Origin of the sequence: Azonexus sp. IMCC34839, assembly GCF_047047955.1 — a bacterium.
GTDB lineage: Bacteria > Pseudomonadota > Gammaproteobacteria > Burkholderiales > Rhodocyclaceae > Azonexus.
On record NZ_CP150631.1, the window covers coordinates 383,676 to 409,963 of the forward strand.

The window sequence follows — 26,288 nt, forward strand, 5'->3', positions numbered from 1 at the left end:
AACACTGATGCCGTGCGCTCCGTGCTCAGAGATGTACCTGCCGTGGTCTGATGAAGACAAGGCCCGCCTAAATTCTGCGCTAGACACGATCATCAAGCCGCGCTGACAAAATCGAACGCCGAGACAAACCCGCCGAGGCGGGTTTGTAATCCTATGCGGTCATCGGTGTTTTTGGCCGTAGCTTCAGGTCTTCGCGGGGGAGTGGGTCTTGAGCCAGTCACGCAGGGCGGCATCGACGCGAGTTTGCCAGCCCTCACCCGAGGCACGGAAGGCTTGTACGACCTCTGGTGACAAACGGATGGTGATGCGCTCCTTGGTCACCGCTGCCAGCGGCCTGCCGCGCTTGAGCGTTGGCTTGACGGCTTCCCACTCGGTGTCGGTATAGGGGATGGAATCAGGGTCGGAAATAGCCGCTGCCGTGATGGTGGCGTCTTCTTCCGGCGTGGGCAGGATGGTTCCGGTCTTAAGCTTCGGCATAGCGTTTTACCTCTCGCTGATTGGCCTTGCGCAGGCTGATGATGCGCCGAACCTCGGCGCGGTCCACAAAGGCCACGTAGTACAGACGAAGCCCGATGTAGCCGATGGCGGCCATGCGCATTTCGCCATATTCGCGCCGGACATCGGGCCAAACAACCGACGATTCCCACTCCAATTCGGAAGCCCGCGCGAGCGATACTCCATGTTTGGCAATGTTGGCGGCGTCCTTGGCGGGGTCGTAGGTGATTTCCATGTGAATTATTGTATGCACACAAAAATAGGGAGTCAAGTATTTTTGTGCATACACATCAACCGCCATCCGACTGCTAAGATGCCAGATCCAGCGGCGGACGAATCAACCTCTAAATCCGAATACCAAAAAAATACCCTGCCGAAGCAGGGTGAAATGGTCAGTCCGTCAGTGCGGACCTGCCCAGGGGTTACGAAGATGCGAACCTTGCGAAGGCGCCGGCGAAATATCTGTGCATAGCTCCAGATTCGGCGACAAAAATTTAGAGTTCTCCATATTCTTTTAATGCTTTTTTTAGTAGTGGCTGAAGCAGGGTCCTGCTGCGCACAGTTTTTCCAGTGCGCGTTTGAAGAACTTTGTATAGCGCCTCGATATCGCCCATTGCATCGTGCTTTTCTGCTTTTTCTATTCCAAGGCGATGACAAATGCTATCAAGTCCTTTCCGTCCTCCATTTATTTCTTTCCACGCCCACCATAGATCATCCATACTGCAAGCCCATGTTTTTTCCACAATGCTTGGCATGATTTTGCTCATCATTAGATGGTCGAAATCTGCATTGTGAGCAACAATCACATCTGCCGAATCAATTATCGAGTGCAACCTCTCAAAATCAAGGCTTTTCCCTCGAATGTCATTGTCAGATATGCCGTGAATAAGGAATGCTCTTTCGCTGATCTTGACGCCAGCCTCTCTTAGGCCTACGTATCTATCAATTTCCCGAATGTGGTCTCCAAGATTTTGAGTTACCTCGACAAGCATCACTGCAACGCTAATTGGCTCATCGTCATCACCGATCCCGGTTGTTTCTGTGTCTAACAAGCAGACGAAATAAGTGTCGTCACGAGATGTTTTGTATAGCGGGGCCGTGATGCATTTCTCATTGTTTGCTAAATTTTTTACTTTATCTATGTTGGTTATTTCTACATTCGGATTTTTAACGCAAAATTCTTCAGCGTTTTTAATTGCTTCCTCAAGATATTCTGCATTATTTCTGCGTTGCTCCCGATGTCCTTGGCCGGTTTTTTTTACTAGATCGCTCAAAATTTTACAATGTCGTTCTAGCTCCAAACGAAGTGCTTTAGTTTCTTCGGTTTCTTCATTTTGAATATCGGTTATTTGTGTTTCTTGTTCTCGCTTACGCCAAATAATGTTTTTTAGAAATGAAAAAATTCCCATAAAATCACCGTTGAATGACAAATAGTTGCTGTAAAAGATAGGATAAGCAGTTTCCCTTGCCAATCAATCGTAATAAATCGAATTGATAGTTGAAACGTTGTCTATCGTTAGCAGTTCATCGTTTTGAATTGTTACCACCAGCTAACCGCTAATCAATGCGTCATGGTGTACGTATTTGTCATTGCATTGCATCGCAATTGGCCACTTGGGCACTTTTTACATGTGCCAAAGTGCACGCCAACAAGCATAAAGTGCTTTTTCCCTCGCAAAACCGTGGTTTTAGCTTGTCGCTTTGCTTGTCAGTAATCCTGACAATGGTTTTCCACGCTGGAAAACGGCGGACGGTTGGCGTAGGCTGTACGACTGTATAAAAACACAGTTAAATGGTGATCTGATGGCAAAAATCGTTTCGATTGACCGCTACAGCGACCGGCGACATGATGAGGCCAGGATAGAGTTTGCTGAAGCGATGATATGCGCCGGTCTTCAGATGCTTGGCGCAAGACTGGCCAAGATTTCTTACCTAGATGACCGAGGTCTTCCAATAAGAATGGACGTTAAGCCCGATTTTTATCGCCGAGAACTTGTTGGTTTACTGATGGAAGACTCTGTTCGTCGTCTTGTTGCAGAATCGAAAGAAAAGCTTCCTGCTTGCGCTCTGCAGAAAGTCGTCTGAAAACCAACACCAACTCTAATTCTTGGTCTGTTAGTCCGGATGCGCGACGAGCCTCTTCCGCAAGCCTCGCGCTAATGTCTATCAATGGAACGCCGAATCCACGCGCATACGTCAACCCAGCCTCCATGCTGATTGGACGGCGACCGGTGATGTGCTGATATATAAGCGCGTCACCGCCTTTAAGGTTGTGATCTTTCGCGAACTGTGCTCGGCTAATTTTGTGAAGTCGCTTAAGATCTGCAAATCGCCGACCAAGCGCATCACCTTCTTCCTTTAGTACTAACGGTTCCATATAGCAAGGCTACGTAAAAAAATCTGTAGCATGGCTACATCTACAATCTGTAGCTGTGCTATAGTTTTTAGATGGACCTAAAAACATTTCTAAGTCGATCTTCAAAAACCAAGGCCGCTGCGATTGCTCGCTTCATTGGTGTCACTCCTGCATTTATCAGCCAGTGGAAAAAAGGCGTCAGGCCAATCCCTGATGGAAGATGTCCGGCCATCGAGCTAGCAACATCCGGTCAAGTGACATGCGAAGAATTGCGCCCGGACATCCGATGGGTACGTTTGCCCGACCCTGAATGGCCGCATAAAGACGGTCGTCCACTTGTTGATCACGCGAAAGAGGCCGCGTGATGGAAAGCGCGGATATCCAGGCAAGGCTGGCAAACGAGATGCGGAACCTCGGAACGGTGCTCAACGAGTTCGTTATCAGGCTTGAGGGCATACGCAAAGACACCCCTGCCGGGTGCGAGTTCTCTCAGCTCGTAACGAGAACGATCCAGCTTCTCTTTCTCCAGCTCTCGGCAACGGCTTTCCAGCTCAGCGATACGAGCATCCTTCTCGATGATGGACGCGAGTACCTGCGAAAGATGGGCCTGTGCATTGAGGATGCGTTCCGTGAGGTCCGCCTTGACGGACGCGACTACGTTTGCATCGCGAAGATCAACAAGGCCGTCACCAATGGACTTTGCAGCACTGAGGTTAGAAAGGATTCCTGAAATGAGGTCTATCACTACAAATTCCGTTTCGTTGAGAGAGGTCGCGTGATGGTAAGTATTCGTAAATACCTGAATCTTGAAAGCGCGGTAGATGATCATCAGCGCCTTGTGTTTGAGATGGCGAACCTGTGTGCCTTGATGTTTCGTGAGGCGGGTAGTCACATCGTCGTGCAATGGTCTCCTGTTCAGATTTCGCTGATTGGCGATTCATCAAGGGCTGGCGTTCTGGCTTCAGCCGTGCAATTGCGAAACCGCTTATGTCAGGTTCCGGAAGGTCGGAAGGCATGCGCGGATCTCGGATTTCAGCAGGTCATTGAGGGGTATGCGTGATGCACAAATTACATCTCACAGTGTCAATTCAAGCTTCTGAAGCAATAGCCGGTATTCAATCCCTACGAGCGCTTCTTGAAAACATCCCCGAGGATTCTCGATGCCATGCTTCTGATCTCGTTCTCAGCTACATCAATAGCCTTGGCTCGGATGTCATCCTCAGAAATAACCCGACCGCAATCAATGCAGACGGCTCCGTCGAATTCTCCTTTAGCGTGTTTCTCGGCGCTCAGTTTGAACGTCTTGTTTCCGCACTGAGGGCATTCGATAGCGGCGGACTTTGTTCTTCCCATGCCTGATTACTCCCGATTTGTTGCAGCCATAAATCATCACCTTATGGCCTCAACTTTACTTCCAACCAATAACCAAAAAAACCACCAATTTTTAGGAGATGCTGTGGAACTTAGACAGTCGTATCAAAAAATGATCAAGGCCTTCCCGGGCGGCTGGGACGCAATGGCCGGCGCCCTTGGCATGAGCCGCGACGGGCTGGAAAACAGAATCTACGAGCGCAAGGGGCAGTCAGTCCTCGTCGAAACCGCGCTCCAGATGCAGCAGTTTTCATCCACGACCCATTTCGCCGAAGCAGTAGCACAGCTTTCCGGCGGCCTCTTCATGAAGCTTCCAGAGCAGAGCAAGCACGACCGCGACGAGCTGCTGGCGAAGTTCAACGAGCTCTACTCAAAGCTCGGAGACCTCTCGACAAAGTTCCGCGAGTACGTGAAGGACGAAGAGATCGACAAGCGCGAGCGCCAGGACCTCACCAACGTAGGCCAGAACATCCACCGCACCGTGGAGGAACTGCTCGCGCTCACGTTCCAGATTTATTGCCGCGATCAAAACGACTGAAGGCTTGGTTTAAGTAATGGGCGCAATGACAGAAATCGTAGGGGCGGAAGACGCTGGCGAATTTTTCGCCCCTGCATCCACCGACATGATCGACGGACCGTTCGACAACCAATTTCCCGGCGCCAGCGTGTCCGTGGTCATCCTCGTCGCGGAGCGCCAGCTATGAGCAAAACAGACATCTGGATGCCTCTGTACATCGCCGACTATCTGGCCGATACCACGCGCTTGACGACGGAGCAGCACGGGGCATACCTGCTGCTGATCATGGACTACTGGCGCAACGGTCCGCTTCCGGACGATGACGGAGCCTTAGCAAACATCACACGCCTAACCACTCCGGCGTGGAAGAAGAACCGCTCGACACTGGCCCGCCTGTTTCGCGTTGAGGGCGGCGAGTGGCGCCACAAGCGCATCGATGAGGAGTTGAATGAGGCTGCAGCAAATTCCAAGAAGTATGCAGAACGAGCAAAGAAAGCAGCTGCAAAGCGATGGGGCAAGCAATCCTTAGACGATGCTTCAAGCAATGCTAATAGCACTGCTTCAAGCAATGCATATGCAGAGCTTGACCAATGCACATCACCTTCACCTTCACCTTCACAGGTAAACCCTCTCTCCGAAGAAAAGGTAGTGGGTGATTTACCGTCATTGGACTGGACAGCAGGAAACGCTACCCGAGCCGGTTCCCTTTGCAAGCAGCTGAGGGTTATTGGAATCGACGCAGCGCCCCATCTGCCTGCATGGACAGACCTGCTTGATCGCTTCACCGACGAGCAGATCATCTCGGTTGCGGAGATCGCCAAGGCGCGCAAGCCGGGCGAGCGCATTCACCTGAACTACCTCGTCCCGATCCTGAACGAGCCGCCCAAGGCGCCGAACGGCACCCGGCGCGCTCCTGCTGCTGACAACTTCGACAACCGCGACTACGGACAAGGGGGCCGCCTGTGAATACCGTTGCCGACATGGGGCTCCACACGACCCCGAAGACCCGCACCGACAAATGCGACACCCACGGCCCATTCGAGGCCCGCTGCTTCATCGGCTCGATCTGGTCGAAGTGCCCTACCTGCTCGGCTGAAGCAGCGGAGAAGAAGAAGGAGGAGCGCGAGGCCAAGGAGCGCGAGGATCGCCGGCAAGTCTGGATGCGGAAGATCGGCGAGGCCGGTATCCCCGAGCGATTCCAGAACCGCAGCCTTCAGAGCTTCGTCGCCGAGACTGAGCAGCAAGCACGGGCGCTGGCGTTCGCGCAGGACTACGCCGACCGCTTCGACCAGGCCCTGACCACCGGCCGCAGCGCGCTGTTCATCGGCCGCCCGGGCACCGGAAAGACGCACCTCGCCGTCGGCATCGGCCTGCGGATCATGCACCGCGACAGCCGCACAGTGCTCTTCACGACCGTGATGCGCGCCATTCGCCGGGTGAAGGACACGTGGAGCCGGGAAAGCCGCGAATCGGAAACGCAGGCCATCGCCGCGCTGGTGTTCCCCGACCTGCTGATCCTCGACGAGATCGGTGTGCAGTTCGGCAGCGACACCGAGCGCCTGATCCTGTTCGACGTGCTCAACGAGCGCTACGAGAAGCGCCGGCCGACCCTGCTCCTGTCGAACCTGAACATCGACGAGGTCAAGGCGTATCTCGGCGAGCGCGTCTTCGACCGGCTGCGGGAGGACGGCGGCGAGGCCATCGTCTTCGATTGGGCCAGCTGGCGCGGCCGGATCGCGGCCTGATGTGCGGCAAGGCGCCATGCGACAGCGCGAACTGCACCTGGTCGGAAGCGTTTCGGGAGGAATGCTGGCTCCGCCACATCGGCAAGCAGTCACCGGACTGGCGAGCGGAGCACTACGAGAATTTCGAGAAAAAATACGGGAAGCCGGCGACGGCTGAACTAAAACGGAAAGTGGGAGAGGTATGGCGACGATCACAAGAACCCGAGTCCAAAACAAGGCCGCAGCAGGCCGCTTTGCTCTAGGCCGTCTGAAGACGGGGGAGCGCAACAAGACCGAGCAGGCCTACGAGAACTTCCTGACGATGCTCCAGCGCGCCGGACAGGTCGTCTGGTTCAAATTCGAGGGGGTGAAGCTGCGGCTTGCTGACAACACGTTCTACACCCCGGACTACGCCGTCATGCTCACCAATGGGCAGATGGAAATGCACGAGGTCAAGGGCTTCTGGCAGGACGACGCCCGGGCGAAGATCAAGATCGCGGCAGAACTGTACCCTTTCCGCTTTCTGGCAGCGAAGCCGAAGTCGAAGAAGGACGGCGGCGGATGGGAAATCGAGGTGTTTGAATGAATAAAAATAAATTCCGTGGAGTTACGGTGCACAAGGATGGCGGCTGGGTAGCCAATATCGGGCACGAAGGAAAACGCGTCTGGCAGTCAAGAAGCGCTACGCCACCGCAGCTCGGGCAACCGTGCAGGTCAATGGGCTAACCGATGGGGATGTAGCGTAATGGCAATGAACGAACAGGCAAAAGAGCTGGCAGATCAGTGGCTAGATTGGCTGAGAACCAGAAGATTCATGGCGCCCCCGGTTCCACCAAGCCTACTTTCTCTGATGATGAAGGGAAGCATTAGCGAGGGAGAACCGGACGGCCCAATGTCCCCAGAGATGCCAGCATTCAATGCTGCCGTTATGGCCCTGTTCAATCAGAAGCCTGAGCTTGCATACCCATTCATCAGGGTTTATTGCGGATTTCCGATTACCCCTGTCAAATCGATTGCCAGTGAAATTGGGGTATCTACAAAGACGTATTACGACCTGGCTCACAAAGGGGCAGATGAGGTTATACGAAGGATGAACTTGGTTATCAACCTGAGATTGCTTTGATCTGAGTCTGGTGCCGAGGCGGTATCTACCTAGATAATACTTCTTGACATTGTACGGGATTCCCGTATAGTTCAACTCATGCGCAGCGTGATCGAAACCCCGACATTCCAGAAGCAGGCTGAGAAGCTGTGGTCAGAAGACGAGCGATTTGCCTTCATTGACTGGATTGCGGCGAACCCGCTGGCCGGGGATGTGATTCCAGGAGCTGATGGGGCACGCAAGGTGCGCTGGAGCCGTGCAGGGTCTGGCAAGTCAAGCGGCGCGAGGGTAATTTACTTCAATCTGACTGAGCAGGAAGTTGTGCTGCTGGTAGCGGCGTATGCCAAGGCCGAACGTTCCAACATGCTTCCCGCTGAAATCAAAAAGGTGGTGTGACATGGGCATCAAGAAAATCGACGTTGAGAAGGTGGCAACAGCTATCGAGTCAGATGCTGGTGAAGTACTTCCAGATCTTCGTCAGGCACTCGCGGAAGCGAAGGCAGGGATTGGGCGAGTGACCACGCCAGATCAAATCCTTGTGCGACAGGCTCGGGAGAAATCCGGTCTGACACAGGCTGCATTCGCCGAGCGAATCGATACTCCTGTAGCGACGCTTCGAGACTGGGAACAAGGGCGGTTTGCTCCGCCGGGTGGCGTACTGTGCCTGCTCCGTCTCATCGTCAAACATCCCGAGCTGTCGAAGGAACTATCGGCCGCTTGATCTGTTACTGTTGTTTTTGTTAATTCGACAAAAACAGGGTAATAAAATAGAGGTAACACTTTACCCTGTTTTTGGTACCATTTCTGGAAAGGTGGTGTGAGCCACGAGCACAACCCGCGAAGCGAAAGCGACGCGGGTTTTTTGTTGCCTGTTCAACCGTGACAACTCCGAAATTAAATACCCTAAAGCCCCGAATTTCCGCGCTTTCAGCACGTACAACCGGGGCGGTCAGCTCAACTAAGCGGATCAGGGGCAACAGCCTTGCCGCAATCAAAAAGCGCTTCGAGAAGAAACACCATCGGCTGTGTGCGGAGTGCGAGCGGCAGGGGCTGGTTGGCTTCGGGGATGAGCTAGACCATATCGTCCCGCTCCATCTCGGCGGCTCTGAGAGCGACGCCAACAGGCAGTGGCTGTGCAGGCGACACCACAGCGAGAAAACAGCGTCGGAGGCTCGGGCAAGAAGCACCGGCCAAGCATTTATCTGACACCCCGGAGGGGGGGGTAAAAAGTTTTAAAGGGGAAGGGGCCGGGAACCGACCGGTTTCTCACGTACAGAAAAAATTCCCCCTACGAATTTAATCAAATCGAAATCAAATCAGAAGCGAGTTAATCAAATGGCAGGCGTTAAAGGCAGGAGCGGAGGCGCCCGGAATGGTGCTGGCCGCAAGCCGCGCCAGCCGATTCTGATCGAGGAGAGCCCTGGGCGAGAAGAGCGCATCCCGAACGGTGATGGGATCGATGGTCAAGAGAATCCGGTTGAGGTGATTCTGGCCGGTGATGGCAAGGACCCGATGCAGTTCCTTGAGGACGTGATGGCAAATCCGACCATGGATGCCAAGTTCCGGATTGAAGCTGCAAAGATACTGATGCCATTCAAGCACGTCCGCAAGGGTGACGTAGGCAAGAAGACGGAGCGCCAGGCATCAGCGCAGAAGGCCGCTGGAGGTAAGTTCGCTGCATCAGCACCGCCGCTGAGGGTGGTCGGTAATCGCTAATGGAATGGACGACTTCCTGCCCTGACTGGGCAGAGCGGCTAAAGGCCGGACAGTCGATCATTCCGCCGCCGATCTTCCAGGACACGGCCGAGCAGGCGCTGCACATCTTCAAGCAGCTACGGGTGGTCGATCTTCCCGGAAAGCCGACGTTCGGCGAGTGCAGCGAGCAGTGGGTGTTTGACTTCGTAGCGGCGATATTCGGCGCTTACGACGCGGAGACCGGGAAGCAGCTGATCCGTGAATTCTTCCTGTTGATCTCGAAGAAAAACACAAAATCGACCATCGCGGCCGGCATCATGCTGACGGCGGTGATCCTCTGCTGGCGCGAGGACGAGGAGCACCTGATCCTGGCGCCGACGAAGGAGGTGGCGGACAACAGCTTCAAGCCAGCGGCCGGGATGGTCCGGGCCGACGACGAGCTGATGGAGCTGTTCCACATCCAGGATCACATCCGGACGATCACGCACCGCGTGAGCCGGGCGAGCCTGAAGGTTGTTGCTGCAGATACGGACACCGTATCTGGAAAGAAATCGGGCCGAATTCTTATCGATGAGCATTGGATTTTCGGCAAGCGAGCGAACGCAGAGGCCATGTTCATGGAGGCCACAGGTGGCCAGATCAGCCGCGAAGAGGGCTGGGTGATTTACCTCTCCACGCAGAGCGACGAGCCGCCGGCAGGTGTTTTCAAGGACAAGCTTCAGTATTACCGAGACGTTCGTGACGGGAAGATAAACGACCCGAAGTCACTGGGCGTGCTGTACGAGTTCCCCGAGGACATGGTGAAGGCAAAGGCCTACATGAAGCCGGAGAACTTCTTCATCACGAACCCGAACATCGGCCGGTCGGTCAGCCAGGAGTGGCTGGAGGACAACCTGCGGAAGAACGCCACCAAGACGGATGGCAGCTTCCAGCAGTTCCTCGCCAAGCACCTGAACGTCGAGATCGGCCTAAACCTGCGCTCTGACCGTTGGGCCGGCGCCGACTTCTGGGAGGCTTGCGGAGACAAGTCGATCACGCTTGATGCGCTGATAGAGCGCAGCGAGGTGGTTGACGTCGGTATCGACGGCGGCGGCCTGGATGACTTACTTGGCCTTGCCGCAGTCGGTCGAGATGGTGAAACCGGTGAATGGCTTCACTGGGCGCACGCGTGGGCGCATCCGTCTGTTCTTGAGAGGCGGAAGTCTGAGGCCAGCCGGTTTCAGGATTTCGCCAGAGATGGTGACCTGACGCTTGTCGATGAGATTGGCCAGGACGTTGAGCAGGTTGTCGATATCGTCAGGCGGATTACCGATGCCGGGTTGCTAGACCGGATCGGAGTCGACCAGCACGGAATCGGGTCGATTCTTGATGCGCTGATAGGGACAGAAGACGAGCCGGGCCCTGTGACGATGGATCAAATCGTCGGGATTTCTCAGGGCTGGAAGCTAACCGGTGCCATCAAGACCACAGAGCGAAGGCTAGCCGAGACGCGACTACGCCATGGCGGCCAGCCACTTATGGCCTGGTGTGTCGGAAACGCAAAGGTTGTTCCGGTAGGGAACGCCGTGAGCATCACAAAACAAGCAAGCGGGTCGGCAAAGATTGACCCGCTCATGGCGACATTCAACGCCATATCGTTAATGCAACTTAACCCGCCAGCCGCCGTTGGCGGTGGCTTCTTCGAAAGCTTCGTTAAGAAATGAATCTGATTCGTCGCACCATGATGCGCCTGGCTTTAAAGGGGGCGGACATGTCCCTTTTGGAGCCCGCTGACTGGCAATGGATCGGAGGTGGTCCAACCTGGTCAAAAGTCAGCGTCGATGAGAAAACGCAACTCCAGATTGCCGCTGCCTTTTCCTGCATCAGACTGATTTCTGAAACCGTCGGTACGCTACCACTGAAGCTATATCGAAAGACTAGCAAAGGCAGAGAGCAGGCGGTTGATCATGCAGCGCACCGGCTTGTAAGCAGGCAGCCGAACGAGTACATGACCGCCGTCGAGTGGAAAGAGAGCATGGCGGTATCGCTTTGCACACTCGGACAGGCCTACAACAGGGCAATTCGCCGTCCAGATGGGAAGCTTTATTCGATCATCCCGGTACCGAAATCAAAGGTTAAGCCGGAGCTCACGAGTGACGGAAGTCTGTTGTACCTGTTCACTCGAAACGATGGCCAGCAAATTCCGCTAAAGCGTGAAGAAATCTGCCCGATTCGAGGGTTTGGGAACGTTGGTGAGATAGAAGGGTTTGCTCCTCACCGGTTGCATGCGAACAGCCTTGCGCTCACGGTTGCTGTTGAGAAGTACGGCGCCGAATTCTTCGGGTCGGGCGGGCGCCCAACAGGCGTTTTGACGACCGACTTAGAGTTCAGGAAAGACCAGCGAGACGGAATCCGCGATGGGTTCAACAAGTACGTTCGCGAATCATGGCTCTCCGGGCTGCTTCCGATCCTTGAAAAGGGCCTTAAGTACCAGCCAGTCACAACGCCGAACAACGAGGCTCAGTTCATCGAGACACGAAAGCTTCAAATCGCCGAGGTGGCGAGGATTTATCGCGTCCCGGTATCCATGCTCATGGAAATGGATAAGGCCAGTTACAACAACAGCGAACAGGCCAACAAGCACTTTCTTGACTACACGCTGCTTCCGTACCTGGTCCGGATTGAGCAAGGCCTAAACACCTGCCTTCTGACAGAAAAAGAGCAAATCGATCACTACTTTGAGTTCGATGTGCGCGGTTTATTGCGCGGCGACTCAACGCAGCGTGCGTCCTACTACGTACAGATGAGAATGGCCGGTGCCATGTCTCAAAACGAGATTCGTGAGCTTGAAAACATGCCGACACGAGATGGTGCAGATGACCTTCATGTTCCGCTGAACATGGCCCCTAGCGATCTGCTTCGCGAAATTCAACTTGATAAGGCGGGAGCCTCAAAAAATGGACCGAATTAACGCTCCTCTGGAAATCAAAAGCGCCAGCCAGGACGGAACATTTACCGGTTACGCAGCTGTTTTCGGGAATATTGACCTTGGTTACGACGTGATCGAGCAAGGCGCGTTCAAAAAGGCCAAGACTACCCATGACGGGATGCTTCGAATCGCCATCGGTCACAAGCTTGATCGGTTGGCTGGCAAGGCAAGCTTTAAGCAGGACGAACGAGGCCTTTACGTTGAAGGAAAACTCAGCCTCGGCGTCAGCTATGTAAGAGATGCCTATGAGCTGATGAAAGACGGAGTTCTCAATGGACTTTCTGTCGGATTCAACATCTTGAAGGGCGGAAGTGACTACGAAACACGATGCGGCAAAGAGGTTCGAGTCATCAAAGCCGCCGAACTGTGGGAATTCTCAATTGTTCCGTTCGGCATGAACCCAGAGGCCCTTATCGATTCGGTAAAAGCGGCCACTATCCGAGATTTCGAGGCCCAACTTCGTGGCCTCGGATATAGCCAGGCAGAGGCAAAAGCCCTCGCGTCTGGCGGCTTCAAGTCGCTTGGTCACCGGGATGGTGATCGAGACAGCGAGATGCTGGCAGACGCATTGAAAAACCTTAAATCAATCACCTGGTAAAGGACCAAAAATGACCCAATTTAACTTTGAAGAGCTGTCCGCCGTTGCAAAATCTGCAAAGGAGGCCGTCGAAAACGTCAAGAAGTCACACCAAGACCTTGATAGTCGCGTGGAAAAGCTGCACCAAGAAATCAAGGAAGGAAAGGCCGATGTCGTAACCAAAACAGCGTTTCAAGAGGCTGTTTTGCGTGTCGAGAAGGCTGAACAGTCGCTGGATAAGGTCAATGACGAACTCGGCAAGCTGATGTCGAAAGCAGAGGCATCGTTCAAGCAGAACACGGCCAAGACGCTCGGCCAGATGGCTGCAGAATCGGATGCCGCCAAGAACTACAAGGGTGGAAACGTTGAGCTTTGCACCATGGCCGGACCGCTCTTCGCCAAAGCGGCGGTGACCAGCGGACAAGGATCGGCCGGTGTGTTGATCGAGCCGTACCGCGTTCCTGGAATCCTGATGGAACCGGATACCCCGCTGACCATCCGCGACCTGTTCTCTTCCGTCAGCATTTCGACCAATGCCATTGAGTGGGTCAAAGAGAAGATCTTCACCAACAATGCTGGCCCGCAGAACGGTGAAGGAACGGTAAAGCCGGAATCCGGCATCACCTTCGAAAAGAAAACCAGTGCCGTAGAGACAATCGCTCACTGGATTCCGGCTTCTCGTCAGGTTCTGGCAGATGCTCCGCAGCTGCGCGGGATCATCGACGGGAAACTGCGAACTGGCTTGAAGTTCAAGGAGGATGAAGCACTGATGTTTGGCGATGGCACGAACGGCAATCTGCTCGGCCTGGTCCCTCAGGCTACTCCGTACTCGCCGGCTGGGATTCCTGCCAATCCGAACAAGATCGACCACCTGCGCTGGGCGATTCTTCAGGTCACCAAGGCCAAATATCCGGCAACCTTCGCCGTGATGTCCCTTGAGGACTGGGCAACCATCCAAATGATGAAGACAGCGGACGGCGCCTACATCTTCGGTACCCCGACCGATGGCGCAGCACCGCGCATCTGGGGCAAGCGCGTCGTTGAGTCGTTCGGTCTTGAAACCGGAGATTTCCTGGTCGGGTCGAGCATGGCGGCAACGATCTATGACCGCGAGGACGTGAGTGTTCGCGTGGCCGAGCAGCATGCCGACTTCTTCATCAAGAACATGGTGGCGATCCTCTGTGAAGAGCGCCTCGGCTTCACTGTTGAGCGCCCGCAAGCAATCGTTTCAGGTTCGTTCAACTAAACGAGCGAAAGAAAAAAGCCCGCATGGCGATGCCTGCGGGCTTTTTTTTGGAGAAAAAAATGCAAGTTCTCAAGACATTCGTTGCTGACGGGAAGAAGTTTCGCCCTGGAGACACCCCACCAGAGGTGGATAAGGTGACCATCGAGCATTACGTGCGACATGGGATGGTTGGTGAGTTGCCGAAACCAGAACCCAAGAAAGAGCGCATCGCCAAGCCATCCGAAACCAAGCCTGCTGCACCCAAAGAGGCGACCTGATGAGCCTGCTCGATGACGTGAAGGCCGATCTCCGGATTGACGACGACGATAGCGACGACCACCTCGTTTCCATGATCGAAGAAATCAAGTCTGAGTGCCTCGCTTCATTCGATTACCCAGAAGGATTTGATCCGGAGTTGAGCCCGCGCGCCAGGCGCGGAATAAGGCTGCTTGTGCAACAGGATTTTGAAGGCGATCCATACAGTCGGGATACGGTTCTAGCTCAGGCCAGAGCCATTTGGCGACTCGATGCGATCCTGGGGGCGTGATGCTATCAAGAACGCTGAAACACCGCGTCAGAATTGAGCGTCAGTCGGATACCTACGATGAAATCGGCCAGAAGACCAACGACTGGGAGCTGGTCGACGATACGTGGGCAAATATCAAGCACCCGACTGGTTATAGCGCGATCAAGTCAGGTTCCGACACGAGCATCGTACAGGCAAGCATCAGGATTAGAACGAACCCGGCAATCGATGCCGGGATGCGCGTTGTCCACAAAGATTCGATCTACGACATACAAGCCGTTCTCCCGGATGAGCGCGGACGATTTGTCGATCTGCTCTGCAAGATGAGGATTTGATGGGAGCGAAAATCAAGATAAACGTCGCAGCATTCAAAGAACAACTCCAGGCGACCACGGAAAAGCTGAATAGGGCAACCCGGCCAGCGGCGCAAGCAGGGGCGCAGATTATATACGACCGGGCAAAGCTGCTCGTCCCTGTGTCTGTGCATCCGCATATGTTCCACGGGACGCATGGAATTTATGGGCCATACCGGCCCGGTACGCTTCGGGATGCGATTTATCAGGTGTTCAGCGAAGACAACAGCTACCGCGACGTATCGACCTACCACATCAGCTGGAACGCCAATAAGGCGCCCTACGGATCGATGGTCGAGCTTGGAACAAGGCATTCCGCAGCGCATTCCTTCATCGGAAGAGCAATCGCCGAAACGCGGCGCGAGGTTCGCAATGCAATGAAAGAGCGATTTATCAAAGAGGTGACAGGGAAATGAGCTTTGAGTCCGACCTAAAGCTCGCGCTTGAAGAGGTGTGTCCGAACGTATTCCCGGATGTTGCCCCATTTCGCGCCCCCAGGCCGTACATCGTATGGCAGGTTATTGGTGGCGAATCGCTTCGGTATGGGGATGGCGGGGCTCCGGACAAGAGAAACGCACTAACCCAGATAAGCGTTTGGAGTGATTCACGCCTGCAATCTACCGAAATCATTCATCAGATCGAAGAAATTCTTTGCGCTCACGAGCAATTCACCACTGATCCGCAAGGCGAGGCGATGTCCGTTTCCGATGGAGAGGACAGCGCAAAGCTGTACGGAAGCATCCAGAGATTCAGCATCTGGGCAGACAGATAACCAGTAACCAGTAGCAACCAACCCGCTTCGGCGGGTTTTTTTATGGGCGAAAGCCCGCAACCAACACCCGCCATCGAGCGGGTTTTTTGTTTTGAGGGACCCGAAATGGCAACTTTACCGAGTGGAACAATGCTTTTCATCGCCGCATCTTTCGATGTGAAGAAGGCGGTAACCAATATTACCAACGCCGAAGAGGCTGTGATTTCGTGTGAAAACCACGGATTCGAAGACGGCGATATCGTCCAGATTTACTCCGGCTGGGGGCGTCTGAACCATCGAGCGGTTCGCGTTAAAAATGCGACGCTGGATTCTTTCGTTGCGGAAGAAATTGATACCCGAAACACGACCTTTTTCCCGTCTGGAACAGGCGCCGGGTCAGTCCGAAAGGTTCTGGAGTTCATCCAGATTTCGAAATACCTCAATCCGTCCATTTCTGGTGGCGATCCGAAGCCCGTGACGGTGAAGTTCATGGACGAAGACACCGAAACGACCCTCAATGACGGATTCAGTGCCGTCACCGAGTCTTTCGAGATCGATGCAGACCAGTTTGGCACCCCGGCGTATCAGGCCATGGTTGAGCTGTCCGAGTCACAGACTGACACCATCCTGAAAAAGGTCCTGAAGTCTGGCGACATGATCTTCACGCCGTGCACCATCGCGCTGAATGAAAACGTCAAGCTGGCCGAAGGGTCGATCATGACAAACAGCGTTGCGGTCAATGGAAATGGCCGCATCACCCGCTACAACAAGCAGTAACAGCTCCGAAATCAAACCCGCTTAGGCGGGTTTTTGTTTTTGACGCGGCCTAGGGTAGCTACCGAAAAGATGCGGCAAAACCGCTCCGGCCGTATCAGGCCGCGTCATCCAACATTCGGAGCGTGGAGTGGTACATGAACAAATTCAATTTTCCACTGGTGACAGCAGTCGACGGCGAGGCCAGAGCATCGTCTGAAGTGATTGCGTATGGCCTTGGTCAACAGCATGCCAGCGTGATTAAGCTGGTACGAAAACATCAATCATCGTTCGAGGAGTTTGGGTCACTCAGATTTGAAATCCGAGTGAAAAGAGCTGACCGTCGCGGAGGCGAGCCGACAGAGTACGCAATGCTCAATGAGCACCAGGCAAGCCTGTTGATTTCTTTCATGCGAAATTCTCCAAAGGTCATCGAATTCAAGGTTGCACTGATCCGAGAATTCTTCCGCATGCGCGACTCATTGAAGCTCAGAGAACAAAGCCTCTGGAAGCAGATGCAGGAACTGGTGGCGAGAGAGGTAGAGTCGAAAGTAAAGGCCTCCTTCGGATCGCATCTAATGCTTGATCGAAAACGAGAGATTCCGCTGCTCGAATCTGAGCGAAAGCGAATTGAGCTGGAAATACAGCCTTCGCTCCTGAACTGACCCGCTTAGGCGGGTTTTTTTACGCCTTCGGGTTTTACCCGGGGCAACTCTTACTGGAAGAAAAAAGAATCATGGCAAACAAAGTCAAATTGGGCGCCCGCCCGGAGTCGTTCAAAAGAACCGTCAAGTTCCCTCTGATTGAAGGCGGCGAGGGGGCTATCGATGTCACCTTTATTTACCGCACCAAAACCGAGTTTGGCGAATTCATCGACAAGATTTTTGCCGAGACAAAGCAGGAGCGACCGGCTGACGGTGAATTCGGCATGCGGGAAATCATGGGTAAGGCGCGCGACAAGAACGCGGCTTATCTGCTCGAAGTGATCCGCGGTTGGAATCTCGACGAGCCCCTCAATCGGGAGACCGCAGAGCAGTTCTGCGATGAGTTCCCCGGGGCGGCCGCCGAGATCATGGAGCAGTACCGGGCGGCGATTGTCGAGGGTCGAGTAAAAAACTAACGGAGGCGGCCCGGGTGATGTATGCCCGGCTGCCAACAGAAAAAGAGCTTGTCGGAACTGGCTTAACAGTTGCCGACCACGAGGAAGAGGCTGAAGTGTGGCCGGAGAACTGGCCGTCTTTCAGCCTATTTCAAATGATGAGAACCCAATGGGATGTCGGACTAAGCGGCCCCATTGGCCTCAAGTATCAAGTGCTATTCGAGCTAATGGACAGAATGGGTTTGTCTGGCAACGAATGGTGGGAAGTATTCGCCGACATCAAGGCGATGGAATCGGACGCGCTTAGTACCATGCGTGGCGGTTAATGTATGCTATCCGCTTTTTTTGGATGGAAAAATGCTAAGAAAATTTGTCGCAGTTTTCGCGATCTCCACGCTGCTAGCGATTCCGGTGGTGGCGCAGCAAGGCGGTAAATACTCAGCTTTCGTCGCCAAGGCAAAGTATCAACTGACGCGGGACTTCAAAGACCCGAGCAGCGCCCAATACAGGAATGCTGCGGTGTACAAGAATTCAGATGGAAAAATCTCCCTGTGCGGGGAGGTAAATGCAAAGAATAGCTTCGGGGCGTATATCGGGTTCGTTCCTTTCTACGCAGACGAAACTTCGCACACAATTAAGCAGGAAGGCGACGACGTGGTTTTCCCTATGCTGTACCGATTGACCTGCGAGACAAAGCTGTCAGCAGTAAAGTAAAACCGCCCGGCGCATGCCGGGTTTTGCATTTCTAGGCCGGCGATTAGCTGGCCTTTTTATTTGGGGTTTGTCGAATGTCAGATCTGAAAATTCAAGGCGTCACGGAGATGTCGACAGAGGGGGCGGAGGCCTCTCTGAATCGCCTCGGTAACGTTGCGGAGAAGATGGCATCCAGGGCCTCTGATGCGGCAAACAAAGCCGGTAAGGCGATGGATGGCATTGGCAACGCCGCTGACGAGTCGGCCAATAAGTTGACTAAAGCCGAGGGGAGAATGATGGCCTCCCTGAAGCGCACGATGGCTCAGATGGAACAGGCTGGAAAGACGGCTTCCCAGAAGTTTGAGTTTCAGATTTCGTCAAAAGGTCTTGATCGGGCAGTGTTTGAGCCATATTTGGCCAAGATGCGCGAACTCGAGTCGGCTCAAAACCGCGTTGGTATTTCAGCGAAACAAACTGCGGCGGCAATGCAAGGCCTTCCAGCCCAGCTTACCGACATCGTGACAAGCCTACAGGGTGGCCAAGCACCGCTTACCGTATTCCTTCAGCAGGGCGGCCAGCTAAAGGACATGTTTGGAGGCGCGGGGAACGCCGCAAAGGCGCTCAGTGGTTACGTTGTTGGCCTTATCAACCCGATGACGGTAACTGCCACTGCCGCAGCCGCGCTCGGCCTCGCGTATTACAAAGGGTCTGAAGAAGCCAAGGAGTTTTCACGTTCAATCATCCTGACGGGCAATGCATCCGGCTCGTCAGTCAACCATCTGTTATCGCTTCAAAACACTATCGCCGCTTCTACCGGCGCAACCATGGGCGCGGTTGCAGAAGTATTAAATCAAATCACGTCCACCGGGAAAGTTTCTGGGGATGCAATCGGATTTGTTGCAGAGGCGGCAATTCGCATGGAGCGAGTAACTGGACAATCAGTCGAAGAGTCGGTCAAGCAATTTACTGAACTCGGCAAAGACCCAGTAGATGCATCGAAAAAGCTCAACGACCAGTACAACTACCTGACCGCTGCGGTATATCAGCAAATCAAGGCGCTGGATGACCAGGGCAAGGCCATCGATGCCGCTAATCTTGCGCAAAAAGCCTACGCCGATGCGATGTCAGAACGCTCGGAGAAGATAAAGCAAAGTCTTGGCTGGATCGAAACCGGCTGGAAAGCTGTGGGAGACGGAGCCAAGTCCGCCTGGGACAAAATGCTCAATATTGGCCGCGAGCAGGATCTGGAAACAAAGATCAAGAACCAGGTGAAGTACATTCAAGACCTGCGTAACGGGCCCTACAAGGTCGATACGACTGCCGCCGAGGACTACCTCACCAAACTCCAAATTCAGCTCGAGAAGACAAAGCAGGCGGCATCCGCAGAAGCCCAGAAAAATGCTACCCAGAGAGAAGGGATTGCGGCTATCGATTCTGTGGTGAAGGCCAACGAAAAGGCCATGACCAAGCAGGAGCAGATGAATAAGGCGCTCAACGACTATCGCGAGAACATCGAGAAAATCAGAGCAGCCGATCCTGACAGCGCACTTCTTGATCCGAAAAAGATTGCCGCAACTGAGAAATCGATCCGCGAACAATTTTCCGATAAGGGCGCAATCTCGCTGGCGAAAAAGGAAGCCGCGGAGCTTAAGACGCTGCTCGACAGAATCAATGGCGAGTCATCGGATTTCGAATCTGTCTACGTCAAAAATGTAGAAACGCTGCTCAAAGCCTACGACAAGGGAAAGCTATCCCTTGGCGAATTCAACGATGAATTCGCGCGTTATGTTGGCATGCAGCCGGGGGCCATCGCAGCGGCCAAAGAATTGGCGAAGGTGGAAGAGTCCAGGACAAAGGCGGAAGAGTCCAGGGCGAAGTATATGCAGTCGGTCGAAGACGAAACGCAGAAGCTGGTCGAGAAAGCAAAGGCAGCCGAGTTCGAGAATTCGTTGATTGGAAAATCTGCTGACGAAGTTGCTCGCCTGACATCGGCACGCTACGACCATCAGATTGCGATTCTGGAAGAGAAGGCCGCGACGATAGAGCTATTCGATGCTAGCTCTGCTGAGCTCGCCAGCATCAAGGAACGCATCGCAGCGCTCAAGCAATTTCGCGATGCAGAGATCACCAAACCAAAGCTGCGCGAACAGGCGCGCGAGTGGGAGCAGTTCACGGGGCAGATTGAGCAATCCCTGACCGATGCGTTGTATCGATCGTTTGAGGCTGGCGACAGCTTCGGTCAGGCGTTTGCAAAAAATCTTGAGAACACGTTCAAGACGATGCTTCTCAAGTTCGCTGTTCAATCGGCCATGACGACCGGTGGAAATCTGCTTAATACAGCGATCAACGCCGTGGCCGGAACCTCCGGCAGCAACGATGGTGCTGGAACGAACTATTTCGGGCTGGCCAGTAACGCGAGCAGCATCTATAACCTAGCCTCTGGAACCTATCTCGGATATTACCAGGCAGCACAAGCCGGTTACGGCATGACCGCAGCAGAAGCGCAGGCTGCTGCTCAGGCGTACTACAACGCAGGGTATTACGGTACCGGGGCGTCAATTCAGGCGGGGAATGCTGTCGGCGGCGCGGCAGGTAGCACAACTGGGTCTTCAGCTGGAGCGGGCGGAGCCGCCACTAATTCAGCCGGATCGATGGGGACAATCGGCACCGCAATGTCAGCGATTAGCGCTGGATTAACTTCGTATGGAGTCGCAAGTTACCTCGATCAGAAATATGGTGACGCGGCCGGTATTGTTGGCGGCACCCTCGCCGGTGCTGGCGCCTACGGTGCTGGCGCCGGTATCGCGGCAGCAATGGGCGGCGCCGGGCTCTCTGGTTCGCTGGCGGCCGCCTCTGCCGCACTGGCCGCTATACCCGTTTGGGGATGGGCAGCCCTTGCCGTACTAGCCATCGCCGGGTCATCGGGCGGAATGACAAAAGGTCCATGGGAGGCTTCCGGTTCTGCGCGATTTACCGGCTCATTCAATGAAGCAATGAATGGGATGACATCCGGAGCGACACTACAGGACTTTAAGCGCGAAGGAGGGTGGTTTTCTAGCGACGAGAAGAAAACAGAGGCTCAAAAGATCAGCGACTCATTCGATAGCTTCCTCGACAAGATGTACCAAGGCATCAAGAGCAAGTACATCGAGATCGGTAATCTGTTCGACGACCCGTATCTTTCAGACAAGCTAGTAGGTTTCTCCAAGCGAATCGAAATTGCGGACATGTCGAACATGCAGTCCGCTGTAGAAAGCATGGCATCTCAACTGACCGAGGCAATGGGCAGAGTACTCCTGCCCAGTGTCGATGCCATCAACAAGGCCGCCAGCGGCGAATCGTGGGCTCAGACATTCGAGCGCGTTGTCAATGAGGTCAACGCGGTCAACGGCATGTTCAAGATGCTCGGACACACGCTCAATGAGCAGTTCGGAAAGAACAATGCTGACCGGGTTCTGAAGCTGGCAGACGGGCTAGTCACGCTGATGGGCGGCATCGAGCAGATGCAGACAACGCTACAGAAATACTACTCTGGTTATTACTCGCAAGAAGAGCAGAAAAACTACCAGAGAGATGCCCTTGCCGCTCAATTTGAAGCCCTCGGGCTCACTATGCCAAAAACCAGATCAGAGTTCCGCCGTCTGGTTGAAAGCATGGACTTGGCAACCGTATCCGGCCAAAAGACTTACGCATCACTGCTAAGCATTGCGGAAGCCTTCGGCGTATTCGCGGACAGCCTGACGAATACCGTCGACCAGACTTCAAAGAGCATCGAGTCTGCTATTTCCGGTCTGTTCGGCGGACTGCTCAAGCAAATTCAGGATGCAAGGTCCGGCGTCGCCGGCGCCAGAGAATCGATCATCAACGGTGTCGGCGTCATGACCGCCGCCAAGATTCGCGCCGCCATCACGTCAGCCACGCCAGCAGCCCCAAACGGAAACGGGATTCTGGCCGCGCAAGATGCTCTGCAAAAAGCAAAATCATCCTCTGACTCGACGCTTGCCGCAGCGATTGCCGCAAGGGACAAGGCGCAGGCCGCCGTCAACGAGAGAAATCGCGGATGGGCCAATAGAATCGGCGGCGTCCAGGTCGGCGGCTGGGCGTTTAATGGCGGTGAGCAAGTTTCGGAATACAACGCGATCCTGGCAGCAGCGGGTTCTGCGCTCGACAACGCAGGAATCAGTTCGTCTGGTAGAAATTCGTCTGCCAAAATAGTCCTTGATTATGGGTATCAATTCTTCCTTGACGGTCAGCCCATCGGCCAGAATTTGGCGCTCAACCATTCCCAAGACTATGTGTCCGCGAATGGCATCGGCTGGGGACGGTACAACCGCGATCTGGCCATCTACAAATACAAGCCATATGGCAACGAGGTACTTGATCCGAAGTACGACGATGCCGTAGCAAAAGCCCGGGCAGCTGGCGCGGCCGCTGTGTCTGCCGCTGAAGATGCGGCCATCAAGGCCCAGATCGACTATAGCAACGCCATTCGACAGTACGTTGTCGATGCATCGAAGGCCGTAGACAAGCTCAGTAACCTGCGTGACGAAACCGTTCGTTACTACGAGTCACAGCAGCAGCTGATCGATGCCCTTTTGAAGAGCGCATCAAATCTTCGCGAGGCGGCAAGGCTGGCCCGTCAGTCGCAGCTATCCGAGGATGCGCTTATCTTCCAGCGGCAGCGGGAGTTTTCTATCGCCTACAGCATGGCGCTATCAACGGATGGGACAACTCAGGCCAGCTACGCCGACAAGATGGCGGCTGCGCTTCCATCTCTCGTCGAGATGATGAAGCTCAAGTCGTTGAGCCAGTCCGATTGGGCGCTCTCGACCAGCCCGCTGTTCTCTCAAGTGGACAAGATCGCTAGCAAACTGGAGAGCCAGGCTGCGGTCGATTATCAAGCCGAGTCGCTTGCCCTGCTAAGTGCGATTGATGTCACCCTGGCAACAATCGAGGAGAACGCATCCAGTGCCGAAAAGATCATTTCTGATGCGGTCTACGAGACCGGAAAGACAACTGCTGACGGTTTGCGCGCGGTGATCGCGGCAATCAATGGCGAGACAATTCCGGCTTTTGCCAGCGGTGGAACATTCGAGGGTGGGTGGCGAATCGTTGGTGAGCGCGGCCCGGAGCTTGAGGCAACCGGACCATCGAGGATTTTCAACGCAGACCAGACAAGAGCGATTTTTTCAGGCGGTGGAGTCAATCAGGCGCTGGTAGAAGAGATTCGAGCGTTGCGCGAGGAAGGAATGGCGCAGGCATCGGCGCTCGTTCAAGTTCAACAGCGGCTGGTCAAACTGCACGAGCGCTGGGATAACAGCGGAATTCCGGAAGAGAGGGTAGTCGCATGAGCGAACCTCTGCGGGTAATCAAGTCGATACAGGTCACAGATCAAACCCTGCGCGCAACAAACGTTCTCGAAGATGATTCGGCAGCATGGTCTGACACGACAACCTATGGGGCCGGAAATAGGGTCCACTTGACCTCGTCGCACAAGATTTATCAGTCGATTCAGGCCGATAACCTTGGGAAAAACCCGGAATCTGAGCCGATGTGGTGGGTTGAAGTCAGCCCGACGAATCGCTGGAAATTGTTCGACCTATCGAGCACTACCCAGACGCGAATCGGTACGTATAGCTTCTATGAGCTGGCGCCAGGAATAGCCGTCAACGCAGTAGCGCTCATCAATATTGAGGGCGTTACTGCGGTGTATATACGTTTGACTGATCCGGATTTCGGGGTGGTCTACGACAAGTCATATGACCTTGGCGCGGTTCCTAGCGAGTCATCGTGGTATGCATGGTTTTTCGAGCCGCGAAGCACGCAAAAACAGTTTGTCGTGCGTGATCTTCCAAGCTATCCGAATGCGACCCTGAGAGTTGAATTCCAAAGCGGCGGCGAGGCCTATATCGGTGCGCTTGTCTTCGGCGACATGAAATCCATTGGTATTGGAACGCGCCAGGGCGTCCGGTTAGGAATTCAGGATTTCAGCAGAAAAGAGCGGAACGAGTGGGGCGACACGCTGCTCGTGCAGAGGGCATTCGCGCGGCGCGCGAGCTTCAATGTGCTGATCGATAACAAGTCTCTGGACAACGTATTCAACGCCTTGGCCGCGTTTCGCTCAACTCCATGCGTTTGGGTCGGGTCGGACAGATACGGCTCTATGACCATCTTCGGCTTTTTCAACAACTTCGAGATAAACATCGCGTATGCACGCTACTCCGACGTATCAATCGACATTGAAGGACTAACCTGATGAGAATTACATCGAGATTTAACCCGCCCACACCGAACGATGATCCGCTGACGTTCAACAATAAAGCGTTCGCAACAATTGGCGCTCTCAATACCTGGTCTGGTGAAGCCAACAGCTTGGCTGACGAGGTGAATGATAGGGCGTCTGCCGCATCTGATCGGGCAGATCAGGCATCTGCTTCGGCCAGCACGGCGACCACTAAGGCGAACGAGGCGAAGAACAGTGCGACGGAGGCAGCATCGAGCGCGACTGCCGCCGCCGCATCGGCCAGCACGTCGGCAACGAAGGCGAACGAGGCTGCTCAGTCGGCTTTTTCTGCCGCCGCCAATGCGAACGCTGCCGGTGTGTCAAAGAACGGGGCAGCGGCGAGCGCGACAGCGGCAGCGGCTTCCGCCGCTACAGCAACCACTAAGGCGACTGAGGCAGCTACCAGCGCTGAGCTGGCCAGGCAACGAAGTACAGATGGTCACTTCGAGGGTGGCGTTCATGTTCACAGCGGAACAATCGGATATGCCGAGCGCTCTGGCGGTGAGGCAGTCCAATCCGGAAGCCAGTCGTTCGTATCAATCAATAAGCCAACCGGGAAGATAACCACGTCGTTAATTGATTTGGTTCCGGGCGGAATTTATCAGTTTGTCGTATTGAACGAGTTTGTCACAAGAAATGATGTTGTTGTTCATTCTCTAGAAGACTGGATGTCCAGTTACTTCAACTCATGGATTACTGTCAGAGACGGTCAATTTACAGTGGTCATTAAAAACATCAGCGAATCGAATGTGTCAGAGGTACTGAAAATTAATTTTGCCGTGATCAAGTGTTCCTTGATTTAAGCAGCTCAGAAGTTGGTCGTTAAACCAAGCCGCCGCCGGGCGGTTTTTTTATTTCCGGAAATCGTATGAACGTAAAAGTGTTCAAAGGGGGCCCGTGCGCTGGTCATTTCAGAATATTGAAATCTGATGGCGGGACGGAAAACACAGCTGGGTACAGAGATATTCAGCTTTGGGGGAAAAGCGGGAATACCCGACTCAGATTCGACGTATCCGCTGTTGATGAATCGATTGGCCTTTATGCTTTCAATTTGGCCGATACACGCTGCCTTGCGATTGGAACGCTTCAGGTTCAAATCAGATTCATCAGGCCTGGTGACGATCTGCCAACAGCAACAGACGTTGGAAAGATTAGCGTTACTGAAGGCCCGGCATTCGGGAAGTGACCATGAGCGATGCCGCACACGTCGAGCTGTTATTCAGCCAGGTCTCAACAATCGAGGAGGCACACCGGCATAGCGATCAATGCATCGTTGCAGAGATTGAGGCCCCCTCCGATATTGACTTCTCTCACTCTGACTCGGTGCTCCGGCTTGAGGTGCTTAACGCGCTTCGCGGGCCCCCTGGCATTCCTGGTGGCGGCGTACGAATTGTCACCACGCCACCAACCGAGATTGTTGATGGAAAGCTCCAGCTTCCATTTAAAGCAATAGGCGATGTTATCTGGAACATGGCGCTGATCTACTGTGATCTTGAACCAGGTGATTTATTAGAGGACGGCAGACTCTCTGGTGATAAGGAGTATGTCGTAGAAGAACAGAACAATGTATTTGTCAGCGACGACGGAATGTATGCCGTATTTATGGATATTGATGTCGCACGCCGAGGTCTATTCGCAGTGGTGAGCTATGCAGCAGAACAAAATTAACTCGTTGCGTGATTATTCGCTTGTCGCATTCCTTTGTAATAAAGGTTATCGCGTTGAGCATAATGGCGACGGCAGCTATCGGGCAATCATTTCTTCCGATGATTTTCAGCGAGAGGAATCTGAATATCGCTT

37 protein-coding genes are annotated in these 26,288 nt (G+C 54.1%); 30 read left to right on the forward strand and 7 right to left on the reverse strand.

Annotated elements, in window-relative coordinates; all coding sequences use genetic code 11:
- Nucleotides 1-183 precede the first annotated feature (183 nt).
- The 3 genes from WIF35_RS01940 to WIF35_RS01950 form a co-directional block, all read right to left on the reverse strand.
- Entirely contained in the window at nt 184-477 is a 294-nt protein-coding gene (locus tag WIF35_RS01940) for a BrnA antitoxin family protein (protein ID WP_412479887.1), read from the reverse strand.
- Nucleotides 464-730: a BrnT family toxin gene (locus tag WIF35_RS01945; RefSeq protein ID WP_412479888.1), complete on the reverse strand. Its 267-nt coding sequence runs from the start codon at nt 728-730 to the stop codon at nt 464-466. The genes WIF35_RS01940 and WIF35_RS01945 overlap by 14 nt, the downstream gene beginning before the upstream one ends.
- 259 nt (nt 731-989) lie before the next feature.
- Entirely contained in the window at nt 990-1,967 is a 978-nt protein-coding gene (locus WIF35_RS01950; RefSeq protein ID WP_412479889.1) for a 3'-5' exonuclease, read from the reverse strand.
- Nucleotides 1,968-2,298: 331 nt separating this feature from the next.
- On the opposite strand from WIF35_RS01950, the gene WIF35_RS01955 reads away from it, so the two are divergent.
- The gene (locus tag WIF35_RS01955) at nt 2,299-2,580 is read left to right on the forward strand and encodes a hypothetical protein (protein WP_412479890.1); all 282 of its coding nucleotides are present in this window, start codon (nt 2,299-2,301) and stop codon (nt 2,578-2,580) included.
- 363 nt (nt 2,581-2,943) lie between these two features.
- The gene (locus WIF35_RS01960) at nt 2,944-3,216 is read left to right on the forward strand and encodes a transcriptional regulator (protein WP_412479891.1); all 273 of its coding nucleotides are present in this window, start codon (nt 2,944-2,946) and stop codon (nt 3,214-3,216) included.
- Here the strand turns inward: WIF35_RS01960 and WIF35_RS01965 are convergent.
- The gene (locus WIF35_RS01965) at nt 3,195-3,680 is read right to left on the reverse strand and encodes a hypothetical protein (protein ID WP_412479892.1); all 486 of its coding nucleotides are present in this window, start codon (nt 3,678-3,680) and stop codon (nt 3,195-3,197) included. The genes WIF35_RS01960 and WIF35_RS01965 overlap by 22 nt on opposite strands.
- 293 nt (nt 3,681-3,973) lie before the next feature.
- Nucleotides 3,974-4,204, reverse strand: coding sequence for an ECs_2282 family putative zinc-binding protein (locus WIF35_RS01970; RefSeq protein WP_412479893.1), 231 nt, complete (start codon nt 4,202-4,204; stop codon nt 3,974-3,976).
- A 130-nt stretch (nt 4,205-4,334) separates the two neighbouring features.
- On the opposite strand from WIF35_RS01970, the gene WIF35_RS01975 reads away from it, so the two are divergent.
- The 19 genes from WIF35_RS01975 (at nt 4,335) to WIF35_RS02065 (ending at nt 15,681) form a co-directional block, all read left to right on the forward strand.
- Nucleotides 4,335-4,760, forward strand: coding sequence for a YmfL family putative regulatory protein (locus tag WIF35_RS01975; protein WP_412479894.1), 426 nt, complete (start codon nt 4,335-4,337; stop codon nt 4,758-4,760).
- A gap of 25 nt (nt 4,761-4,785) precedes the next feature.
- On the forward strand, nt 4,786-4,926 hold the full coding sequence (locus tag WIF35_RS01980) for a hypothetical protein (RefSeq protein WP_412479895.1): 141 nt from the start codon (nt 4,786-4,788) through the stop codon (nt 4,924-4,926).
- Nucleotides 4,923-5,705: a YdaU family protein gene (locus WIF35_RS01985; RefSeq protein WP_412479896.1), complete on the forward strand. Its 783-nt coding sequence runs from the start codon at nt 4,923-4,925 to the stop codon at nt 5,703-5,705. The genes WIF35_RS01980 and WIF35_RS01985 overlap by 4 nt, the downstream gene beginning before the upstream one ends.
- Nucleotides 5,702-6,484: an ATP-binding protein gene (locus WIF35_RS01990; RefSeq protein ID WP_412479897.1), complete on the forward strand. Its 783-nt coding sequence runs from the start codon at nt 5,702-5,704 to the stop codon at nt 6,482-6,484. The genes WIF35_RS01985 and WIF35_RS01990 overlap by 4 nt, the downstream gene beginning before the upstream one ends.
- A gap of 181 nt (nt 6,485-6,665) precedes the next feature.
- Entirely contained in the window at nt 6,666-7,049 is a 384-nt protein-coding gene (locus tag WIF35_RS01995) for a DUF1064 domain-containing protein (RefSeq protein ID WP_412479898.1), read from the forward strand.
- A gap of 159 nt (nt 7,050-7,208) precedes the next feature.
- Entirely contained in the window at nt 7,209-7,586 is a 378-nt protein-coding gene (locus WIF35_RS02000; RefSeq protein ID WP_412479899.1) for a hypothetical protein, read from the forward strand.
- 78 nt (nt 7,587-7,664) lie between these two features.
- Nucleotides 7,665-7,961 carry a DNA-binding protein gene (locus WIF35_RS02005; RefSeq protein WP_412479900.1) on the forward strand — a complete coding sequence of 99 codons (297 nt, stop codon included), beginning with the start codon at nt 7,665-7,667 and terminating at the stop codon, nt 7,959-7,961.
- A gap of 1 nt (nt 7,962) precedes the next feature.
- Nucleotides 7,963-8,286: a helix-turn-helix domain-containing protein gene (locus WIF35_RS02010; RefSeq protein ID WP_412479901.1), complete on the forward strand. Its 324-nt coding sequence runs from the start codon at nt 7,963-7,965 to the stop codon at nt 8,284-8,286.
- Between the two features lie 158 nt (nt 8,287-8,444).
- Entirely contained in the window at nt 8,445-8,771 is a 327-nt protein-coding gene (locus tag WIF35_RS02015) for an HNH endonuclease (RefSeq protein WP_412479902.1), read from the forward strand.
- 129 nt (nt 8,772-8,900) lie between these two features.
- On the forward strand, nt 8,901-9,281 hold the full coding sequence (locus WIF35_RS02020) for a hypothetical protein (RefSeq protein WP_412479903.1): 381 nt from the start codon (nt 8,901-8,903) through the stop codon (nt 9,279-9,281).
- Nucleotides 9,281-10,963, forward strand: a complete 1,683-nt coding sequence (locus tag WIF35_RS02025; protein WP_412479904.1) for a terminase large subunit — start codon at nt 9,281-9,283, stop codon at nt 10,961-10,963. The genes WIF35_RS02020 and WIF35_RS02025 overlap by 1 nt, the downstream gene beginning before the upstream one ends.
- Entirely contained in the window at nt 10,960-12,210 is a 1,251-nt protein-coding gene (locus tag WIF35_RS02030; protein ID WP_412479905.1) for a phage portal protein, read from the forward strand. Before WIF35_RS02025 ends, WIF35_RS02030 begins: the two co-directional genes overlap by 4 nt.
- A complete protein-coding gene (locus WIF35_RS02035; protein ID WP_412479906.1) occupies nt 12,197-12,826 on the forward strand; it encodes an HK97 family phage prohead protease in 630 nt (209 codons plus the stop codon). Before WIF35_RS02030 ends, WIF35_RS02035 begins: the two co-directional genes overlap by 14 nt.
- A 10-nt stretch (nt 12,827-12,836) precedes the next feature.
- Entirely contained in the window at nt 12,837-14,051 is a 1,215-nt protein-coding gene (locus tag WIF35_RS02040) for a phage major capsid protein (RefSeq protein WP_412479907.1), read from the forward strand.
- A gap of 23 nt (nt 14,052-14,074) precedes the next feature.
- Entirely contained in the window at nt 14,075-14,308 is a 234-nt protein-coding gene (locus tag WIF35_RS02045; protein ID WP_412479908.1) for a hypothetical protein, read from the forward strand.
- The gene (locus tag WIF35_RS02050) at nt 14,308-14,577 is read left to right on the forward strand and encodes a head-tail connector protein (RefSeq protein WP_412479909.1); all 270 of its coding nucleotides are present in this window, start codon (nt 14,308-14,310) and stop codon (nt 14,575-14,577) included. The genes WIF35_RS02045 and WIF35_RS02050 overlap by 1 nt, the downstream gene beginning before the upstream one ends.
- The gene (locus tag WIF35_RS02055; protein WP_412479910.1) at nt 14,577-14,891 is read left to right on the forward strand and encodes a phage head closure protein; all 315 of its coding nucleotides are present in this window, start codon (nt 14,577-14,579) and stop codon (nt 14,889-14,891) included. Before WIF35_RS02050 ends, WIF35_RS02055 begins: the two co-directional genes overlap by 1 nt.
- Entirely contained in the window at nt 14,891-15,325 is a 435-nt protein-coding gene (locus tag WIF35_RS02060) for an HK97-gp10 family putative phage morphogenesis protein (protein WP_412479911.1), read from the forward strand. The genes WIF35_RS02055 and WIF35_RS02060 overlap by 1 nt, the downstream gene beginning before the upstream one ends.
- Nucleotides 15,322-15,681, forward strand: coding sequence for a DUF3168 domain-containing protein (locus WIF35_RS02065; protein ID WP_412479912.1), 360 nt, complete (start codon nt 15,322-15,324; stop codon nt 15,679-15,681). The genes WIF35_RS02060 and WIF35_RS02065 overlap by 4 nt, the downstream gene beginning before the upstream one ends.
- On the opposite strand, the gene WIF35_RS02070 is transcribed toward WIF35_RS02065, so the two are convergent.
- Nucleotides 15,567-15,821, reverse strand: coding sequence for a hypothetical protein (locus WIF35_RS02070; protein ID WP_412481274.1), 255 nt, complete (start codon nt 15,819-15,821; stop codon nt 15,567-15,569). The genes WIF35_RS02065 and WIF35_RS02070 overlap by 115 nt on opposite strands.
- Between WIF35_RS02070 and WIF35_RS02075 the strand changes: the two genes are divergently transcribed.
- From WIF35_RS02075 to WIF35_RS02110, 8 genes are all read left to right on the forward strand, one after another.
- On the forward strand, nt 15,811-16,437 hold the full coding sequence (locus WIF35_RS02075; protein WP_412479913.1) for a phage tail tube protein: 627 nt from the start codon (nt 15,811-15,813) through the stop codon (nt 16,435-16,437). The genes WIF35_RS02070 and WIF35_RS02075 overlap by 11 nt on opposite strands.
- A gap of 134 nt (nt 16,438-16,571) precedes the next feature.
- On the forward strand, nt 16,572-17,078 hold the full coding sequence (locus WIF35_RS02080; protein WP_412479914.1) for a Rha family transcriptional regulator: 507 nt from the start codon (nt 16,572-16,574) through the stop codon (nt 17,076-17,078).
- A gap of 71 nt (nt 17,079-17,149) precedes the next feature.
- Complete coding sequence (locus tag WIF35_RS02085) at nt 17,150-17,533, forward strand: phage tail assembly chaperone (protein WP_412479915.1); 384 nt, start codon at nt 17,150-17,152, stop codon at nt 17,531-17,533.
- Between the two features lie 17 nt (nt 17,534-17,550).
- Complete coding sequence (locus WIF35_RS02090; RefSeq protein ID WP_412479916.1) at nt 17,551-17,838, forward strand: DUF1799 domain-containing protein; 288 nt, start codon at nt 17,551-17,553, stop codon at nt 17,836-17,838.
- 31 nt (nt 17,839-17,869) lie between these two features.
- Nucleotides 17,870-18,226, forward strand: coding sequence for a hypothetical protein (locus WIF35_RS02095; RefSeq protein ID WP_412479917.1), 357 nt, complete (start codon nt 17,870-17,872; stop codon nt 18,224-18,226).
- Between the two features lie 74 nt (nt 18,227-18,300).
- Complete coding sequence (locus tag WIF35_RS02100) at nt 18,301-23,556, forward strand: phage tail length tape measure family protein (RefSeq protein ID WP_412479918.1); 5,256 nt, start codon at nt 18,301-18,303, stop codon at nt 23,554-23,556.
- Nucleotides 23,553-24,461 (forward strand): hypothetical protein, encoded by a 909-nt coding sequence (locus WIF35_RS02105; RefSeq protein ID WP_412479919.1) that lies wholly within the window; start codon nt 23,553-23,555, stop codon nt 24,459-24,461. Before WIF35_RS02100 ends, WIF35_RS02105 begins: the two co-directional genes overlap by 4 nt.
- A complete protein-coding gene (locus WIF35_RS02110; RefSeq protein ID WP_412479920.1) occupies nt 24,461-25,291 on the forward strand; it encodes a hypothetical protein in 831 nt (276 codons plus the stop codon). The genes WIF35_RS02105 and WIF35_RS02110 overlap by 1 nt, the downstream gene beginning before the upstream one ends.
- Before the next feature lie 5 nt (nt 25,292-25,296).
- Here WIF35_RS02110 and WIF35_RS02115 read toward each other — a convergent pair whose 3' ends face one another.
- Nucleotides 25,297-25,584: a hypothetical protein gene (locus WIF35_RS02115; protein ID WP_412479921.1), complete on the reverse strand. Its 288-nt coding sequence runs from the start codon at nt 25,582-25,584 to the stop codon at nt 25,297-25,299.
- Nucleotides 25,585-25,676: 92 nt separating this feature from the next.
- On the opposite strand from WIF35_RS02115, the gene WIF35_RS02120 reads away from it, so the two are divergent.
- Nucleotides 25,677-26,156 carry a hypothetical protein gene (locus WIF35_RS02120; protein WP_412479922.1) on the forward strand — a complete coding sequence of 160 codons (480 nt, stop codon included), beginning with the start codon at nt 25,677-25,679 and terminating at the stop codon, nt 26,154-26,156.
- Nucleotides 26,157-26,288: the final 132 nt, after the last annotated feature.